We start from the raw sequence: 17,577 nt of genomic DNA on the forward strand, positions 1-17,577 counted from the left end.
GATTCACCTTTTAAGATTACTGGCGTTTGATTTTCTTAAAGTAGCTCTCCATCACATTCCTTGTTTTCATTTTCATATAGTCATAGGCATTCGCCATGGATTCTTCCGGTGAAATTCCATCATCCGCTACAGCATGGACTTCTGCAAAATAAGGAGATAGCTGGTCTCTGTCTGTTTCGTCGATCATTCCCGAAATTAGGACGACCGGTTTCCCGTGGCGATTGGCCAATTCCGCAATGCCAATCGGCGTTTTTCCAGACAAGCTCTGGACATCGGTTTTTCCTTCTCCTGTCAACACCAGATCAGCATCAAGCAACTGCTCTTCAAAATTCATCACTTCAAGCACCACATCAATTCCCCGTCTGATCTCTCCTAAAAAGAATGCCTGGAAAGCCCCTCCTGCACCGCCGGCAGCACCTGCTCCTTTTTTATGGTGCAGCGCTGTACCGGTAAAGCGCTCAACAATATCCGCGAAATTCGTTAAGATTGCGTCGAGCGTCTGCACCATTTCAGGTGTCGCCCCTTTTTGCGGCCCAAAGACGGCTGATGCACCTAGAGGTCCGATCAAAGGATTTTCGACATCACTGGCAATCAAAAACCGGCTTTCCATGATGCGTTGATCAAATCCATGTGGGTCAATCTTCGATAAACCATTCAGCGCCACAGTTCCAGGGCCCAATTCCACGCCATTGGCATCTATAAACTTCATGCCCAATGCCTGAAGCATGCCGATTCCTGCATCATTGGTTGCACTGCCGCCAAGGCCGATGATGAACTTCCGGTAGCCGGCATCCAGTGCGCGAGCAATCAGTTCACCGGTACCATAGGTTGAAGCAAGCAACGGGTTTCGTTCCTCTCCGGCCAGTAGAGTCAGTCCAGATGCCTCTGCCAACTCCACCACGCAGGTTTCCTGGTCTCCGAGTACGCCATACTGCGCTGTAATTTTCCGTCCGAGTGGATCTTCCACTACTGTTCCAATCGTTTTTCCACCAGTTGAAGCGACCAGGGTAGCCAATGTGCCTTCTCCGCCATCAGCTGCCGGCAGTAAAACCACCTCTGCTTCTGGAGATGCCTCCTGAACCCCTTCAGCCATTGCCCTGGCTGCTTCTATCGCTGTCATGCTCCCTTTAAATGAATCAGGTGCTATCAAAATCTTCACTGGATCTGCCTCCTATGCAACGCGCTATATTGTAGATTATAGAACTAATCCCTCTAAAATTCACTCCACAGCAAAAAGCGGCTATCGCAAAAATCTGCGATAGCCGCCTTACCTCTTAACAGAAGCTGATAGCCATTCCGTCACAAGGCGAGGAATCCTGCAAGTAACTTTTCCATCTCGGAATGATGAATGGTCCGAAAGTCAATGCATACCCGTTCTTCCTGGATTCGCGTTACAATTGCCGGCTTTGCCTCCCTTAATTGGGCTGCTAATTGTTCAGCACTTAAAGTCCTGTGTGTAATCGCCGCAATATAGGTGGGGATTTCCACTCCCGGCATGGTGCCTCCTCCTATTTGGGAGGTGCTTTTCTGAAGCTCACCGACATAATTACGGGAATCCGAGCGCAAACTGCTTAAAAACGACTGTGCTTGAATCTTAATGTCTTCAGCTGGTCGGATGATATCGCGGACAGTGGGCAGTTCAATGATTTTCTCCGGGCCCGACAAATAGCTTTTCAAGGTTTCTTCCAGTGCTGCCAGCGTCATTTTATCCACCCGCAAAACACGCGCCAATTGATGTTTCTTCAATTGATCGATCAGTTCTTTCCTGCCGGCGATCAATCCAGCCTGCGGACCACCGAGCAGCTTATCGCCACTGAACGAAACAAGGTCCACACCGCTCTGGATCACTTCACGGACAAGCGGCTCCTCGCCAATGCCATGTTTTTTAAAATCATAAAGCGCGCCGCTCCCCAAATCTTCATAAAAGATGAGATTCGGGTGTTTCCCCGCCAGTTCAGCCAATTCGGATGTCTCCACTGTTTCCGTAAAGCCGATCATTTTGAAATTGCTGGTATGCACTTTCATGATCATGGCGGTTTCTTCGCCCACTGCATTTACGTAATCGAATAGATGCGTCTTATTGGTCGTCCCCACTTCAACGAGCTCTGCGCCGCTTTCTTCCATGATGGAGGACACTCGGAAAGAGCCGCCGATTTCAACCAATTGGCCGCGGGAAACGATGACTTCCTGTTTTTTGGCCAATGCGCTCAAAATCAGAAATACTGCCGCTGCATTATTATTGACCACCATTGCCGCTTCTGCACCTGTTGCTTCCAACAATAAATCTTCGATGATGGCGTGGCGCGACCCGCGGCTTCCTTCCATTAAACGATATTCAAGGTTGGAGTAATTCGCTGCTGTTTTTGCCACATGGGCGATTGCCGCATCGCTTAAGCGGGACCGTCCCAAGTTGGTATGCAAGACTGTCCCCGTTCCATTGATCACCCGTGACAATCGATCTTCCTGCCACTTGCTTACCCGGGTTTCCACTGACTTGAAAAGCTGGCCTGTAAAATCAGGGCCAAGCTCTTCACTCGCCCACTCTTCTGCCAGCAAGCTTTGCCGCAGCCTGCCGACTTCCTGCTGCAGAAAGTCCGTCAGCTGCGCGCCACTTAAGCTGAAATCTTTTTTCAGGTCTTCAAAGCGCGGGTCTTTCTGCAATTCATGGATTGCCGGCAACTGCCGCAAATACTGTTTCATAGCTTTTCCTCCATCCAGTAACGCTGATCTTCTGACCGTTTTGTAAAATTCAGTTCATCCAACAAGTCCAAAAACGGTATCATGTATTTCCTCGATAAATTAAGGATCTCTTTCGCCTGCTTCAAATCAAAAGAAGCTCCTGTATTCGTTCGCAGCTGGTTTAAAGCTTGTTCAAAAGCCGTACGGTGGATAAGTGTATCTTCCCTCAAGCGATAGGCCTGGCCGCTTTCAAGCAGATAGGCTGTCAGTTCTGCAATTTCCGGCTTCGGCAATGGACTGCCTGCAAAATACGCTTCCCATTTTTCCGCCTGGAAGCCATCCTTTTCCAGAGAGCCGATTACCTGCTCCATTCGTGCACGCCATTTTTTTGGAAGATGCGGTTCGAAAAGAGCCAGAGCTACAAACTGGCCGGATCGCTGCAGTTCATGTTGCTCCATCAATAAATTCAGACTGAACTCAAGCAAGGGTTTCGGATAAGCAGCCGCAACTGATTGGATCAGTTCAGCTTTGCCTATGCCTTTTCGCATCGGAAAGTCTCCATGAAACTGCCACAGCCTTGCCAATAACTCGTCTTTTATTTTAATGAACGTTTTGGTCAAGCTATAGCCTTGGCGCGGTATCTCCAGCCAGACACCAGAAGCCAAGCCTTCCGCCAAAGTTTCATTCAAGATGCCGTCATCCAGGGAAGTCTGCTGCATCAGCTGCTGCTGGTCGAGCAGAAGGGATTTGCTGAGGGCATCCGCCACTAAATCCTCTGGCGTCCCCTGTTGCTGATGGCGAAGCATAGTGATGGTCTCTTTGCCGAACTTGTACTTGCCGCCATTCGGCTGAATGACCCAGCCGCCTCCAATCGTCTCCATTGGACTTGGTCGCCGCAAAATAAACCGGTCCCCCCTGCGTACCACAATTTTTTCATCCAAGCGGATTTGGCATAACACTTCGTCCTGTGTGCTCGCCAGCTCATTGCGGTCAAAAAAGACAATTTTGCCCATCACTTCAGACGTACCGATATGAAGCCTGACAGCTGTCCGCTGTTTAAGAGGCGCAAACTTCCGGCCAATCACCTGCAAAGCAACATCAATGGTATCTGTTACGAGAAAATGCTCCGAATCCACCAGCACATCTCCTCGCTTCACGGCTGTCCGTTCGATGCCGCCGAGGTTGATGGCCGTCCGCTGTCCGGCTCTTGCCTTTTCGCATTCCTCATGATGCACTTGAATTTGCCTCGCTTTCACTGGAATCCCAGCCGGCAAAACCATCAGCTGAGCCGCTTTCCGGACGACACCTTCATAGACAGTCCCCCTAACGACCGTCCCTTGTCCCTGGACCGTAAAAACCTGGTCAATCGGCAAACGGAAGGAACCATAAGCGTCACGGAAATCAGTTGATTTCAATTCCGTTAAAATCAATTGCTTCAATTCATCGATCCCTGTACCCGAAAGACTATCAAGTGCAATAGAGGGCGCCTCATGAAACACGGTTCCCGCTAACCTTTCCTTAATATCATCCGTCACCAATTCAAGCATCACTTCATCGACCCGGTCCATTTTCGATATGGCTACGATGCAGCGTTCCACACCTAAAAACTGCAGGATCTCCAGATGCTCTTCAGTCTGCGGCATGATGCCTTCGTCCGCCGCCACCACCAGAACCACCAAATCGATTCCCGCAACACCTGCAATCATCTGGCGAATAAACCGTTCATGTCCCGGCACATCGACAATCGATACAAAGACGTCATCTTCCAGCTGCAACGGCGCATACCCCAATTCAATGGAAATGCCCCGTTCCTTTTCTTCTTTCAATCGGTCCGTGTCAACATTCGTCAAAGCTTTCGTCAAACTGGTTTTGCCATGATCAATATGGCCGGCCATGCCGATTGTAAAATATCGTTCTTCCATCTTTTTCACACGCCTTCTCTAATCGCTTCTCCCTTTACTTTAGTCTTCAGCAAAGGCTGTTTCAAGCCTGAACCCTGCCCTTCATCGTTTTACCCAAGCGCTGTTCTTGCGTAGATCTTTTTTTCGGTATAAACTTGTACAGGTCGGCCGACAATATCCTGGGGTTGGATGGGTGACTGGTGTCCTCCTGGGTCTTCAAAACCCTGAGGGGCCTGCGTGCCAGGCTCGGTGGGTTCGATTCCCACACAATCCCGCCAATACATACTGAAATGCTGAGGCACCCGTGTAGATTCGACGGGCATAAGACGCGCTGGCGAAGCGGCATGTTTTCAGCCGCACAGCCAGAGTGGCTTATGCCCAAGAATCTGGGTGCCGAAGCTGGACATACAGAAAAGCTGAAGGGCCTGTCGAGCCCCGACAGGCTTAAGTCGAATCGGTTGTGTGGCGTTTCTTTGTCACACTGCCGGTTTGGCTTAAGACCCCGAGGGATTGGGCGCTGAAGCTAGACAACAGAAATGCTGAAGCGCCCGTGTAGTCCCGACAAGCGCTGGAAGCCTTACCGGTAATGGCGTTCTCTGCCATTGCTGGTAAGGCTGAAGCGACTCGAGGGACTGGGCGCTGAAGCTAGACAACAGAAATGCTGAAGCGCCCGTGTAGTCCCGACAAGCGCTGGAAGCCTTACCGGTAATGGCGTTCTCTGCCATTGCTGGTAAGGCTGAAGCGACTCGAGGGACTGGGCGCTGAAGCTAGACAACAGAAATGCTGAAGCGCCCGTACAGTAGAACCACAAAAAACAAGGTTAAAAAGATTGCCCTACCGGCAATCTTTTTTTAATGAAACGAAAGACGACTTAAGTGACAAACTTACTTTGTTTTAGGATAATTCAATGGAGCGGAAGTGTTCAAACGCCAAATTGTTGGATTAAAGGATGAAGAAGATGAAAATTGTTTTAGCTTCACCGAATTACCCACAACTGCGTGGAAATACCATAACGGTTCAACGCATAGCAGACAACCTCAAAATGCTGGGTATGGAGACGGAAATCGTTTCGACAACAGATGAGAACGCCATCCATACATTCCCTGCTGCTGATATCGTTCATGGATTCCATGCCTATAATTTCTATAAATTTCTGCAAAAGTTGGATCGCCAGCCGCCTCATTACATGGTGACCATCACAGGAACCGATTTGAACCAAGACCTATTTAATCCGGATAAACGGGAGGATGTTCTGGCTTCCTTAAACGGAGCAAAAGCCATCCATGTATTTGATGAGAAAGCCAGAGCACTCCTGGTAAAGGAAGTTTCCGGGATTGCCGGCAAAATCTTCATCATGCCCCAGGGAAATCAGGCTTCTCTTTCGGGAGTTTCACTTTTCAAGAAAGAACCCGATAGCTTTTTATTTTTCCTGCCTGCCGGTATCCGGAAAGTGAAGAATATACCCGCAGCAATTTCGATGCTCCATGACCTTCGCCAGCATTATCCGCAGCTTCGACTTTGGCTTGTCGGACCTGTGCTTGAAGAAAAGGAAGGCCAAGTTGTACTTGAACTTGTCGAACGCCACAAAGAGTGGATCCGTTACCTTGGACAAGTACCACATGAAGACATGGGTTCTGTTTATCGGGAGACGGATGTTGTATTGAATACCTCGCTGTCGGAAGGTCAGCCGGCCACCATTTTAGAGGCGATGGGCTATGCTCTTCCAGTGCTGGCTTCAGACATTCCCGGCAACAGCAGCATCATTTCCAATGGGGAAACAGGGTTTTTATACAAAACCCGAAACGAATTCCTTGATTATGCTGAAAAGCTCATGAATAATAACAAAATAAGGGAAAGTATTGGCCAAGCCGCTAAAGCTTATGTGAGACAGGATCATTCAAGCGAACGCGAAGCCGAGACTTTGCTGAAGGTTTATCAAGGGATTGTAAACTAAAAAAAATTACCCTGTATAATAGAATAGGAATTTGAAAAGGAGAGATTGACATGGTTGAAAAAGAAACAGTGAGATTAACTTCTTTATCTACAAAAGGCGGTTGAGGCTGCAAAATTGGTCCTGAGGACCTGGCGCAGGTTCTGCGTCACTTACCGAAAAATGTAGATGATCCAAACTTGCTGGTCGGTCTGGAAACAGCTGACGATGCAGGAGTTTATAAAATTAATGATGAAACCGCATTGGTCCAAACTTTGGATTTCTTTACTCCAATTGTAGACGATGCTTATATGTTCGGCCAAATTGGTGCGGCCAATGCTTTGAGTGATGTTTATGCCATGGGCGGCAAGCCTTTGACTGTCATGAACATCGTCGCGTTTCCGATCAACACCTTGGATAAAAGCATCTTAGCCGACATCCTGGCCGGTGCTTCCGATAAGGTCAAAGAATCTGGCGCCACCTTGGTGGGCGGCCATTCGATTGACGATCAGGAGCCTAAATTCGGACTTTCCGTCACAGGTACCATCCACCCCGACCGCATCCGCTCCAATGCAGGTGCAAAGCCGGGTGATCGCCTCATTTTGACCAAACCGATTGGTGTCGGTATTTTGACCACTGCCATCAAACAAGGGATTCTGGAAAAAGAAGACCTGGATGAAGTGATGAATGTCATGGCCACCTTGAACAAAACTGCGGCAGAAGTGATGGAAAAATACACCGTCAATGCCTGCACAGATGTTACTGGATTTGGGCTGCTCGGCCACACGATGGAAATCGCCAAAGGCGGCAAAGTCGGCGTTACAGTGTATAACCAAGATGTCCCTGTCCTTTCACGTGCCAAAGAGCTTGCGGAACAAAACGTCATTCCTGGCGGCACACGCAAAAACCGCCAATGGCTTGCAGATGACATCGATTATGCAGAGAACATCAGCGAAATCGATCAATTGATCTTATGCGATGCAGTCACTTCCGGCGGTCTGCTGATTTCAGTACCGGAAGCCGAAGCTGACGCCTTGCAGGGCGAATTGCTGAAAAACAACGTCCAATCCGCCATCATCGGGAATGTGACAAGTGAAAATGCTGGTCGGATTCACGTAAAATAAGAACTGCTGACTAAAGAAAAAAAGCTTAAAAGTAGCAATAGTTAAGCTTTGGACAAGGACTCTATGGGGGTCCTTGTTTTATTACGCTCAGCTACATACCAAAACATGAAGAGGTGCTTGTATTGAAAAAATGGATTTTAACGATTTCTGTACTTTTGCTGGCATTATTCCTGTCAGCATGTGGAGACGATTCAACTGATACTGAAAGTTCAACAGGGTCCAGCAACGAAGAGCCCTTTACAATCGGCGTAATCCCTGCCCAGACAGAGGGCGAAATGCAAACGGCCATGGATAAACTGCAAACCATCCTGAGCGAAGAATTGGACCGCGAAGTCGAAATTGAAGTTTACCCAGACTACAACGGTGTCGTAGAATCAATGAATTACGACCAGATCGATATGGCGTACCTTGGGCCTTTAACGTATGTTATCGCAGAAGCAAACAGCAATGCCAAGGCAATCATCACTCAGTTGGTGGACGGCGAGCCATTCTACAATGCGTATGTCATCACCCACACCGACAATCCTGCTACTTCACTAGATGAATTATTGGAGAATCCGGGTGAAGTCCAGTTCGCTTTTGGTGACCCGAATTCCACTTCCGGTTCATTGATTCCTTCAATTGAATTGCAGGACCGCGGAGTATACGAGTCTGAACAGGAAAATCAATTTGAGACTGTTCGCTTTACCGGTTCGCATGATGCAACTGCACTTGCTGTTCAAAACAAGCAAGTCGATGCGGGTGCCATTGACAGCGCTATTTACAATCAGCTGCTGGAATCAGGCAAAATTGATGGAGAACAACTAAAGATCATCTGGAAATCAGAGCCTTTGTTCCAGTATCCATGGGCCGTTCTTGAAAGCACAGATGATGAAACTGTCGCAAAACTGCGCGAAGCATTTTTAGCAATTGAAGATCCTGAAATCCTTGATGCATTTGGCGCTACCGGTTTTACTGAAGCTACTAATGCCGATTACGAAAGCATCAAACAAGCCGCTATAAAGCAAGGTATCATTGAAGAATAGAGTTGATCAGCTTGTGGTTTAAAAAAAGTAATTTCATCACAGTAATAATCGTCCTTGTGCTGGTTTATTTCAGTATGCGGATTACGGAATTCGACTTGTCCAAGTTCAGGGATTTCCGCAACATGATCGATTTTCTGTCTCAATGGTGGCCGATGGACTTTTCCAAGCTTCCAGGTATGGTGGAAGATACATTCGAGACTTTAGCAATGGCTTTTCTTGGCAGTGTTTTTGGTTTATTGATCGCATTGCCGATCAGTTTCATTGCGGCGCGCAATACGGCGCCATCCAAGTCCCTCTTCCATTTCACCCGCGTGGCACTCAGTTTTGTGCGTTCGATCCCTGAAATCGTATTTGGTCTGATTCTATTGACGACCCTGGGACTTGGACCTTTTCCAGCAGTTATCGCCATCATGTTCCATAATGTTGGTGTCTTTGGAAAACTGGTCTCTGAATTGATTGAAGCTGCCGACCCCGGCCCTCAGGAAGCTATGCGGGCAGTGGGCGCGAAGAAATGGCTGGCTAATCTGTTCAGCATTCTTCCGCAAATCTGGCCGAACGTCCTGTCCCAATTTTTCTATCGTTTTGAAGTCGCCATCCGTACATCGCTTATCCTGGGCTTTATAGGCGGCGGTGGAATCGGCCAACGCCTGTTCAATGACTTTAAAACTTTCCAATACTCTTCCGTTTCGCTGGACGTCCTGATTATTATGATCATGGTGATCGCCATCGACTTTTTAGCCAGCACCATTCGAAATCGCGTCATTTAAAGGAGTGGCTATATGATACAAGTGAAAGACCTGTCTGTACATTATCCGGATACAAAAGTAGAAGCACTGACTGATATCAGCCTCTCACTTGAAAAAGGCGATTTCGTCTGTGTACTGGGTAAAAGCGGTGCAGGAAAATCGACGTTCATCCGCTGTCTCAATGGATTGCAAAAACCGACCGGCGGAAAAATTTACTTTGACGGTGAGGATATCTCTATCCATACTGAAGAAAACCTGCGAAAAGTACGTCGTGAAACCGGGATGATCTTCCAGCATTTCAGCCTGATTCCGCGTTTGAGCGTCATGCAGAATGTGCTGACCGGCATGTTCGGCTACCGTTCTTCTTTTAAAAATTTGATCGGTTGGTTCACTGCAGACGAGTTGGCCTTGGCTAAGCGTGTCATTGCAGATGTCGGCCTTACGGAAATGGCTTACCGGAAAGTGGAACAGCTGAGCGGCGGCCAAAAACAGCGTGTCGGCATTGCCCGTGCGCTTGCCCAACAGCCCAAAGTCCTGCTTGGGGATGAACCGGTCGCCAGCCTCGATCCCGGCACTTCCAACCATATCTTTACTTTACTGACGGAAATGCATGAACGTTTGGACTTGCTGACAATCATCAATGTTCACGATATTGAATTGGCAAAGCGCTATGCTACCCGCATTCTGGCCTTGAAAGACGGAAAACTTATTTTTGATGGTCCACCTGAAAAATTCTCCGATGCGGAATACCGTCAAACCTATACAGCTGATCCGCAACCCGCTTTTTTCGATCCTGGCATTTAACAGCGAAGCGAAAGGAGATGTTCTGCATGATTAAAAGTCCATGAGCAGTTGATCAATCCAGGGTCGTGTACGACTCTACTCATCCGCAAATCATTACATCCAATCGACTGCACAGCAACAAATCCGTCGTTCTCAGTTTTGATGACGGCCCAAGCAAAGTACTGCCGCAAATTCTGGATATCCTGAAACAGGAAAATGTGCAAGCCATGTTCTTTTGGCAATCGCGTCTGCTCTACCCCGCTAGACCGTGGCAGCGCGTGCTCGATGAAGGCCATATCATCGGAACACATTCCATGAAACATCGAAACCTGGTGCAACTTTCCTACGAAGAGCAGTATCAGGATATCCGCAACAGCGTTCAGCGTATTGAAAAGACAACCGGCACACCGGTTGTCCATTTCCGTCCTCCTTATGGGCGTTTCAACAGCCACACTTTAAAGGCAGCACAGGCGCTGGGCTTAACGACTGTCATGTGGCGCATTGCTTCAATGGACTGGGAACTGAAAGACGATCCCGGCCAAATCATTCGGTATGCTACAGAAAACCTGGAGGATGGGGCCATCATTCTGCTTCATGAATTAGAGCAGACCGTTGCCGTACTGCCTCAATTGATTAAAACCATCAAAGAACAAGGCTACAGCTTTTCGCTGTTGCCTTCTGAAAACAAATAAAAAATCAGCACCGGTAAAAAACTGGTGCTGATTTTTTTAGGAACAATGCTTGTAGGTAATCAACTTTTTTTCGTCTTCTATTTATTTACTGATCCAACCGACTTTATAACTTAAACGACTTAAGCCAATCGCTACATACTTTCTGCTCACCAATATGCTTCGGAAATTGTACGTATTCAAACGATTACGTTAGTTCAGCTTGATAGACAGCCTTCTTTCCCTCTAAAGTAAATACATCTATCTCACTCACGCTGTTCCTTCTTTTCGAGTATTCGCACTCCACTCTCTCCACCTACCAGGACGATATCCGTCATGTTGATGAATAAGCCCGTTTCAACCACTCCTAAAATCAGTTTTAACTTTTGATGAAGTGCAGTTGGATCAACTATTTCATTGAATTGGCAGTCCACAATATAATTGCCGTTATCAGTGATAAAGATTTCATCGTTTTCTCTTCTAAGCTTCGGCTGACAGTGCAAGCCGGCTATTTTTTCTGCAGTATTTTCCCAACCAAATGGAACGATTTCAACTGGCAATGGAAATGCTCCAAGTTGATTAACCAATTTGCTGTCATCCACAACGATGATCAATTGTTCAGCTGCATCATTCACCAATTTTTCCCGAAGCAATGACCCTCCTCCTCCCTTAGTTAAATGAAAGGAAGGATCCACCTCATCTGCTCCATCAATAGCCAAATTCAGGCGACGAGCTTTTGAAAGCGTAGTTAAGGGAATGCCGAATTCTTTCGCCCATTCTTCAGTTCTTAAAGAGGACGACACCCCTTTGACAGTCATCCCTTCCTTTACACGTTCCCCCAGTTTCTTCAACATCCAATAAACGGTGGAGCCAGATCCTAATCCCAATACCATGCCGTCTTTAATGTATTCAACCGCTTTTTCTCCGACTTCTTTTTTCTTTTCATCTATCATGTCTGCCATGATTTCCACTCCTCTTTTGAATTTGCTATTGATCCGCTTTAGACTGATTTGTATGGAAAGAACCTTCCTAATCAGTTTTTCTGTAAGTATCAGCACCAAAGTAATCTCTTTGTATCTGCCATAGAACTGCTGGTATATTAGCTGATCGATAATTATCGAAATACGGATCCAATAGCAGATTCTTCAGCTGGAGATTTTGTTCGTAATTGGCCTAAATTGAAAAAAAGGAGAGACTGCTCTCTCCTTTTTTATACTTAGTTCTGCTGGTCAAGAATATCTTGACGCACAGGAGTAAAAACATCCAAGATGACACATTCCTCAATCACGTTTACTTGATGTTTTACATTAGACGGAATATATTGGGTATCCCCTTTGTGCAGGATTTTTTTCTTACCGCCTACTCCAAACTCTACAATACCTTTTTCGATATAACTGATCTGCTCTTGCGGGTGCTGATCCACGTCTCCTCTAAAACCTTCTGCCAGGTGCACTCTTACAAGCATAAGTGAACCAGTGCTCGATAATACTTCTCTTGAAACCATAAAATCGTCCTTTCTTTATTGAGTGTATTTTATAAGAATAGACCCGGGTTAATCATTTTCGGTATAAAAAATGCAATATCCGGGAAGAAAGCCACGAATAGCAGTACCACGATAACAATCAAGATGTAAGGCAATACCGCCACTAAAGATCGCTCTATGCTCAAACCACCAATTTTTGCAGCTAGCAACAGACATAACCCATAGGGTGGGGTGATTAAACCGATCGCTAAAGTCATAACGACGATTAACCCTAAATGGACTGGATCCATTTCGAATAAGGTAGCTGTCGGTAAAATGATGGGAACAAACAAAATCATCGCTGGGATGGCATCCATGAAGGTGCCGATAAACAGGAAAAAAGCAATGATGATCAAAATGAACAGCCATTTAGTTCCTATATGATCGACAAAGAATTGCTGAGCTACAACTGATAATTGGTAATAGCTCATTAATTCACCAAGAGCACTTGCTGCCGCTAGGGCAAATAGCGATAGCGAACTCAACGCCAAAGTGTCTTTCAAGATTCCCGGTAAATCAGCTACCTTCAAGGTTTTATAATAAAACATACTGATTACCAATGTATAAAGAGAGGCTACTGCTGCAGCTTCTGTTGCAGTAAAGAAACCTGTAATAATACCGCCGATAATGATTACCGGCGTCAACAAGGCTGGCAGTGTTTCGAAAACCAGTTTTAAGAATGTTCCCATAGACGCTCTTTCAGATCGTGGATAGCCTCTTTTCAGAGCCATGATGTAAATGAATGTCATCATCCCAACACCAATCAAGATACCCGGGACAATACCGCCCAAGAACAATGCACCAATCGAAGCATTTGTTAATCCCGCAAAGATGATCATCGGAATACTCGGAGGGATGATGACACCGATTGTAGAAGAGGCTGCTGTAACCGCCACTGCAGTTTCTGTGTCATAGCCCTGCTTTTTCATATTCGGAATCAGTATTTTTCCGACTCCTGCTGTATCGGCTTGTGCTGCACCAGAGACTCCAGCAAAAATCATGGATACCAGAATATTGGAATGAGCCAATCCCCCTCTTATATGGCCAACTACTGAAAGAGATAAATCAATCAGTTTTTGTGAAATTTTCCCGTGATTCATTAAATTTGCGGCTAGGATAAATAACGGTACAGCCAACAGCACAAAAGAATCGATGCCGTTCAGCATTCTTATCGGCACGGTTACTTCAGGGAGGGTTTCAATACTCAAGACACCGATAAATGAAACAATTCCAATAACAAAAGCGATGGGGACACCGATGAACATAAGGACCAGAAAGATCAGAACAAGTAAAATGCCAATCATGCATCAGCCCCCCTTTTCAGATTTCTGAGGTCTTTAAAGCCGTTGAAGAGATGGCCAAGCGTATAAACGGCCATGGTGAAGCCCATAATCGGCAACGAAATCCAAACATAGCCCATTTTCATTTCGGGCAGGGCGACCCAATTATAATCCCAAAAAGTTTGTGCCGCTTCAATCCCGAAATATAAAATAGCCAGCGCAAAAAGTAAAATGATTGTGTCAATCACCAATACCAATACCGTCTTTTTTCTGCCTTTCAACTTAATCGTTAAAAAATCAAAGCTGAAATGTTCTCGTTGGTTGACCATGACGGCTGCTCCCATAAAGATAGACCAAATAAATGAATAGTTCGCCACTTCTTCAGTCCATATAATGGCAACACCCATGTGTCTGGATACAATTTGAATGATGATAGCAATAAAAAATATCGATAAGGTTATTACTCCAAACGTCATTTGCGCCTTCTCTAAGACCTTTATCATGGAACCATCCTTTCATAAAAATTAAAAGGGAGAATAGACAAGCTGTTTCTCCCTTTTAACAATCATAGAATTATTTTTGCTCTACAATCTTTTGATACATTTCTTCTGCCCCGATGTCTTTGGCTGCCTGTTCCTGAAGCGGCTTCGCTAATTCAGCAAATGGTGCTGTATCAATTTCTCCGATTTCGGCACCATCAGTGATTGCGATTTCTTTGTATTCATCTTCTTGTGCAAGCAAAGCTTCCCGTTCAGCTTGAACCGACTCTTCAGCTGCTTTTGTAATAATTTCTTGCTGTTCAGGCGTATAAGAATCAAATTCATTTCCGTTTACCAATAAAAATCTTGTTGTGTAATCATGCGCTGTTTCTGTCACGTATTTCCCATTGTCCGTTTTATGGTGGTTTTGCTGAACGAAATAAGGATACGAGTTTTCTGATGAATCAACTACGTTTTGTTGCAGAGCCTGATACAATTCGCCCCAAGCCACAGAAGTAGGTACTGCTCCTGCTTGTTTCCAGTAATCAGAAACCACACCAGAAGTCTGAGTTCTGATTGTCATTCCGTTTAATTCATCCATGGATTCAAGCGGTTTTTTGCCATAGAAATGTCTTACACCGGCAGACCAATATCCTACGATTTTAAAATCATTGTTCGATTTTTCATTGACGATAGTCGCCATTTCTTCTCCAACTTCACCATCAACCACTTGTTCCCAATGCTCGTAGCTGTCAAATAGATAAGGAAGAGCGAATAGATCGACCTCTTTAATACCTGTTTGAGTCATAAATCCTGGAGATACCAAAACAACATCTGCTGCCCCTAATTTCAGTTTTTCCACTAATTCGGATTCTTCTGTCCCGATTGTCCCGGCATGTACTTCCACTTCAATATTTCCATCAGATTCGCTTTCCACCACTTCTTTGAATTTTAATAACCCGACCTGATATGGATTATCCGGTGATGTTTGGTTATGCGCTGCAATCAGTTTAATTTTCTCTGGTGCCCCACCGTCTCCACCTGCTGATTCTTCACTTCCGCATCCTGTTAATGCTGCTGCTAAAACCAATGGCAAAACTAGAAACTTTTTCATCTTCTTGTTCATATCTTTTCCCCCTTATTTTGAAGTCCTTAAATCTCCCATGTCCTGTTACATAGCCATAGATTACCTGTTATTCAAAGTTTGTATGCCGTCTGGTCATTTCCTCATGCATATCTTTATTTCCATTCCCCTCTAATGTTCCGATTATAATGGCATCCAGTACAAGATGGACAGATTGATCAAATTGATTTCCGAGTGGTTGGATTGTTGCAGGCTCTTCCGGCCGACGATGTTTAGTGGCGGCTGGAATATTCAATACGCAGTCACAAATCGCTGCGATTTTGGATTCTTTGTTGGTTGTCACCAGGGAAACCTTTGCTCCTGACTCTTTAGCCTTTGAAGCAAATTGAAGGATAGCTTCTGTCGATCCCGATCCCGAAATAGCGACCAGCAAATCTCCCTCTTCAATACTTGGAGTGATCGTCTCGCCAACTACAAAAACCTGGAACCCACCGTGCATCAGCCGCATTGCGAAGGCTTTGCCCATCAAGCCTGATCGCCCTTCTCCATAAACGAAAATCCGCTTTGCCTCTTTTAGCTGAGTCGAAAGTTGGACCGCTTCTTCTTCTTTGACATTCGATAAAACCATTGAAATTTCATCAGCTACTTTTTGTATGATTGATTTCAAAATGCTCTGCCGCCTCCTTCATCTCTTTTGCTTCCTGTGCCGGATTTGCAGCCTTTGTAATGGCACTCCCGATAATTACAGCAGTAAGCTTTTTATCCAATAAAGAAGAGAGTGATTCTTTTTTGATTCCTCCTGCTATTGCTATTTCCATACCCGTTAATCCTTGCGCCAGCTTTAACAGGTCTCCACTCATTTCCTTTTCGAGCTGCATATCCTTTCCATGATGCAAACCGACAAGCTCGACTCCCATACTTTGCAATTCCTTAAGGCGGTCCGGATCAGTCACTCCCAATAAATCGATCATGACGCGTTTATTTAATTCTTTTGCTACTCCCAAGGCATCCGAAATTGTCTTGTTAGCTGAAAAAGCCATAACCGTTGTAATATCCGCTCCTGCCTCAAAAGCTTGGAGTGCTTCGTGTTTACCGGCATCGCATGTTTTCATGTCTGCCACCAAAATCTTATCGGGATAGGCTTCTTTAATCTCTCGGACAATTGCCATTCCATATTGCTTAATAACACCTGTCCCTACTTCAATCCAGTCAATATAAGGAGCTGTTTCATGCAGAATCGCAAAGGATTCTTCTCTTGTTAAGCGATCTAGAGCCAACTGGAATTTCATCTAATCATCCTTTCTTCAGAATAAGTTAGATCTCAACAGGAGTTTCTGATGACTAATTTAGGCTCAAAACGATGAATTTTCTCCTGATCTACTTTATCTGCCTTTTGAATTTTTTCCATTAAGAGTTCTGCAGCTTTTTTTCCAATTTCAGCTGCGGGCTGCTCTACGATGGTCAATGCTGGTTCAAAAAAAGAGGCAAACGAAACGTCATCAATTCCAATTACCGCTATATCTTTTGGAATTTGCAAATTTTGGCTTTTTAAATACTTTAGAATTTCAATCAAGGTTAGATCGTTTCCGGCTAAAATCGCTTGAGGTGGATCGTCAAGCGCCAATAATTCTTTGACACCTTGTTGAACCTGCTTGATTTCTAATGCCTTAATATAATCTTCTTCTATAGTTATTCCATTGCTTTCCAAGGTTTTTCGATGTCCTACAATCCTCTCAATTCGGGGGATCACAGCATCAATTTCATTTGTGATAATACTGATTCTCTGATAACCCATATCGATAAAATGTTGGACTGCTAATCTCGAAGCCATCTCATTGTTCACCATGACTGACGGAATGGAAACATTGGGTAATATGCGATCCACAAAGACTACCGGATAATTGCTTTGGACCATATCATTATAAATGTCTTCATTATGGCCGGTGGGGATAATGACCATGCCATCAACTTGCTTGGCACGCAGCATGTCAATGTATTTTCTTTCTTTGATGCAATCGTTATCTGCATTGCAGACAATCAGATGAAAATCTGTCTGATTGCAAATATCTTCAATCGATCTGATTACTTGTGCCGAAAAAGTGTGCAGGCTATTCGCTACAATAACTCCAATTGTCGTTGTAGTTTTTTGCTTTAAGCTTCTTGCTAAGATATTCGGCCGGTAATCCAATTCTTTAATCGCGTTTTCAACTCTTTGTTTCGTTTCCTCACTCATATGCCCATACCGGCCATTTAAAAAGTGGGAAACGGTGCTTTTTGAAACTTGTGCATGTTGAGCAACTGTCGCCATCGTAATTGATTTCATTTGAATCTTCTCCAAACTTATTTAAGGAAGGTA

At 45.3% G+C, this 17,577-nt stretch carries 17 protein-coding genes, 1 tRNA gene and 1 pseudogene; 7 read left to right on the forward strand and 12 right to left on the reverse strand.

The window, feature by feature from the left end; genetic code table 11:
* Positions 1-16: 16 nt before the first annotated feature.
* The 3 genes from ACRC6Q_RS11675 to selB form a co-directional block, all read right to left on the reverse strand.
* Complete coding sequence (locus ACRC6Q_RS11675) at positions 17-1,159, reverse strand: glycerate kinase (RefSeq protein ID WP_223635796.1); 1,143 nt, start codon at positions 1,157-1,159, stop codon at positions 17-19.
* A 140-nt stretch (positions 1,160-1,299) separates the two neighbouring features.
* Entirely contained in the window at positions 1,300-2,700 is a 1,401-nt protein-coding gene (gene selA, locus ACRC6Q_RS11680) for an L-seryl-tRNA(Sec) selenium transferase (protein ID WP_223635793.1), read from the reverse strand.
* Positions 2,697-4,601 carry a selenocysteine-specific translation elongation factor gene (gene selB, locus ACRC6Q_RS11685; RefSeq protein ID WP_223635791.1) on the reverse strand — a complete coding sequence of 635 codons (1,905 nt, stop codon included), beginning with the start codon at positions 4,599-4,601 and terminating at the stop codon, positions 2,697-2,699. The genes selA and selB overlap by 4 nt, the downstream gene beginning before the upstream one ends.
* Before the next feature lie 160 nt (positions 4,602-4,761).
* Here selB and ACRC6Q_RS11690 point away from each other — a divergent pair.
* The 7 genes from ACRC6Q_RS11690 to ACRC6Q_RS11720 all read left to right on the forward strand — a co-directional run bounded on the left by ACRC6Q_RS11690 (position 4,762) and on the right by ACRC6Q_RS11720 (position 10,880).
* Positions 4,762-4,858: transfer RNA gene (locus ACRC6Q_RS11690), tRNA-Sec, on the forward strand.
* 680 nt (positions 4,859-5,538) lie between these two features.
* Positions 5,539-6,534: a glycosyltransferase gene (locus tag ACRC6Q_RS11695; protein WP_431466586.1), complete on the forward strand. Its 996-nt coding sequence runs from the start codon at positions 5,539-5,541 to the stop codon at positions 6,532-6,534.
* Positions 6,535-6,584: 50 nt separating this feature from the next.
* Positions 6,585-7,634 (forward strand): selenide, water dikinase SelD, encoded by a 1,050-nt coding sequence (gene selD, locus ACRC6Q_RS11700; RefSeq protein WP_223635786.1) that lies wholly within the window; start codon positions 6,585-6,587, stop codon positions 7,632-7,634.
* A gap of 122 nt (positions 7,635-7,756) precedes the next feature.
* Positions 7,757-8,659, forward strand: coding sequence for a phosphate/phosphite/phosphonate ABC transporter substrate-binding protein (gene phnD, locus ACRC6Q_RS11705; RefSeq protein ID WP_223635784.1), 903 nt, complete (start codon positions 7,757-7,759; stop codon positions 8,657-8,659).
* A gap of 11 nt (positions 8,660-8,670) precedes the next feature.
* Complete coding sequence (phnE, locus tag ACRC6Q_RS11710; protein ID WP_431466587.1) at positions 8,671-9,426, forward strand: phosphonate ABC transporter, permease protein PhnE; 756 nt, start codon at positions 8,671-8,673, stop codon at positions 9,424-9,426.
* A 12-nt stretch (positions 9,427-9,438) separates the two neighbouring features.
* Entirely contained in the window at positions 9,439-10,209 is a 771-nt protein-coding gene (phnC, locus tag ACRC6Q_RS11715; RefSeq protein ID WP_223635781.1) for a phosphonate ABC transporter ATP-binding protein, read from the forward strand.
* 65 nt (positions 10,210-10,274) lie between these two features.
* Positions 10,275-10,880 (forward strand): polysaccharide deacetylase family protein, encoded by a 606-nt coding sequence (locus tag ACRC6Q_RS11720; RefSeq protein ID WP_223635779.1) that lies wholly within the window; start codon positions 10,275-10,277, stop codon positions 10,878-10,880.
* A gap of 242 nt (positions 10,881-11,122) precedes the next feature.
* Here the strand turns inward: ACRC6Q_RS11720 and rpiA are convergent, their stop codons facing one another.
* The 9 genes and pseudogenes from rpiA to ACRC6Q_RS11765 all read right to left on the reverse strand — a co-directional run bounded on the left by rpiA (position 11,123) and on the right by ACRC6Q_RS11765 (position 17,544).
* A complete protein-coding gene (rpiA, locus tag ACRC6Q_RS11725; RefSeq protein ID WP_431466588.1) occupies positions 11,123-11,818 on the reverse strand; it encodes a ribose-5-phosphate isomerase RpiA in 696 nt (231 codons plus the stop codon).
* Positions 11,819-11,885: 67 nt separating this feature from the next.
* Positions 11,886-12,023: pseudogene (locus tag ACRC6Q_RS11730) on the reverse strand (hypothetical protein); the annotation flags it as partial.
* 49 nt (positions 12,024-12,072) lie between these two features.
* Positions 12,073-12,360 carry a cupin domain-containing protein gene (locus tag ACRC6Q_RS11735; protein WP_223635775.1) on the reverse strand — a complete coding sequence of 96 codons (288 nt, stop codon included), beginning with the start codon at positions 12,358-12,360 and terminating at the stop codon, positions 12,073-12,075.
* Positions 12,361-12,389: 29 nt separating this feature from the next.
* Positions 12,390-13,682, reverse strand: a complete 1,293-nt coding sequence (locus ACRC6Q_RS11740) for a TRAP transporter large permease (RefSeq protein ID WP_223635773.1) — start codon at positions 13,680-13,682, stop codon at positions 12,390-12,392.
* Complete coding sequence (locus ACRC6Q_RS11745) at positions 13,679-14,134, reverse strand: TRAP transporter small permease (protein WP_223635770.1); 456 nt, start codon at positions 14,132-14,134, stop codon at positions 13,679-13,681. Before ACRC6Q_RS11745 ends, ACRC6Q_RS11740 begins: the two co-directional genes overlap by 4 nt.
* Positions 14,135-14,231: 97 nt before the next feature.
* A complete protein-coding gene (locus ACRC6Q_RS11750) occupies positions 14,232-15,263 on the reverse strand; it encodes a TRAP transporter substrate-binding protein (RefSeq protein ID WP_223635767.1) in 1,032 nt (343 codons plus the stop codon).
* Positions 15,264-15,330: 67 nt separating this feature from the next.
* On the reverse strand, positions 15,331-15,888 hold the full coding sequence (gene hxlB, locus ACRC6Q_RS11755; protein WP_223635763.1) for a 6-phospho-3-hexuloisomerase: 558 nt from the start codon (positions 15,886-15,888) through the stop codon (positions 15,331-15,333).
* Positions 15,860-16,510: a 3-hexulose-6-phosphate synthase gene (gene hxlA, locus ACRC6Q_RS11760; RefSeq protein WP_431466589.1), complete on the reverse strand. Its 651-nt coding sequence runs from the start codon at positions 16,508-16,510 to the stop codon at positions 15,860-15,862. Before hxlA ends, hxlB begins: the two co-directional genes overlap by 29 nt.
* A 32-nt stretch (positions 16,511-16,542) precedes the next feature.
* Positions 16,543-17,544 carry a LacI family DNA-binding transcriptional regulator gene (locus ACRC6Q_RS11765; protein ID WP_223635756.1) on the reverse strand — a complete coding sequence of 334 codons (1,002 nt, stop codon included), beginning with the start codon at positions 17,542-17,544 and terminating at the stop codon, positions 16,543-16,545.
* Positions 17,545-17,577: the final 33 nt, after the last annotated feature.

Source organism: Planococcus sp. SE5232 (assembly GCF_050686535.1).
Classification (GTDB): Bacteria; Bacillota; Bacilli; order Bacillales_A; family Planococcaceae; genus Planococcus.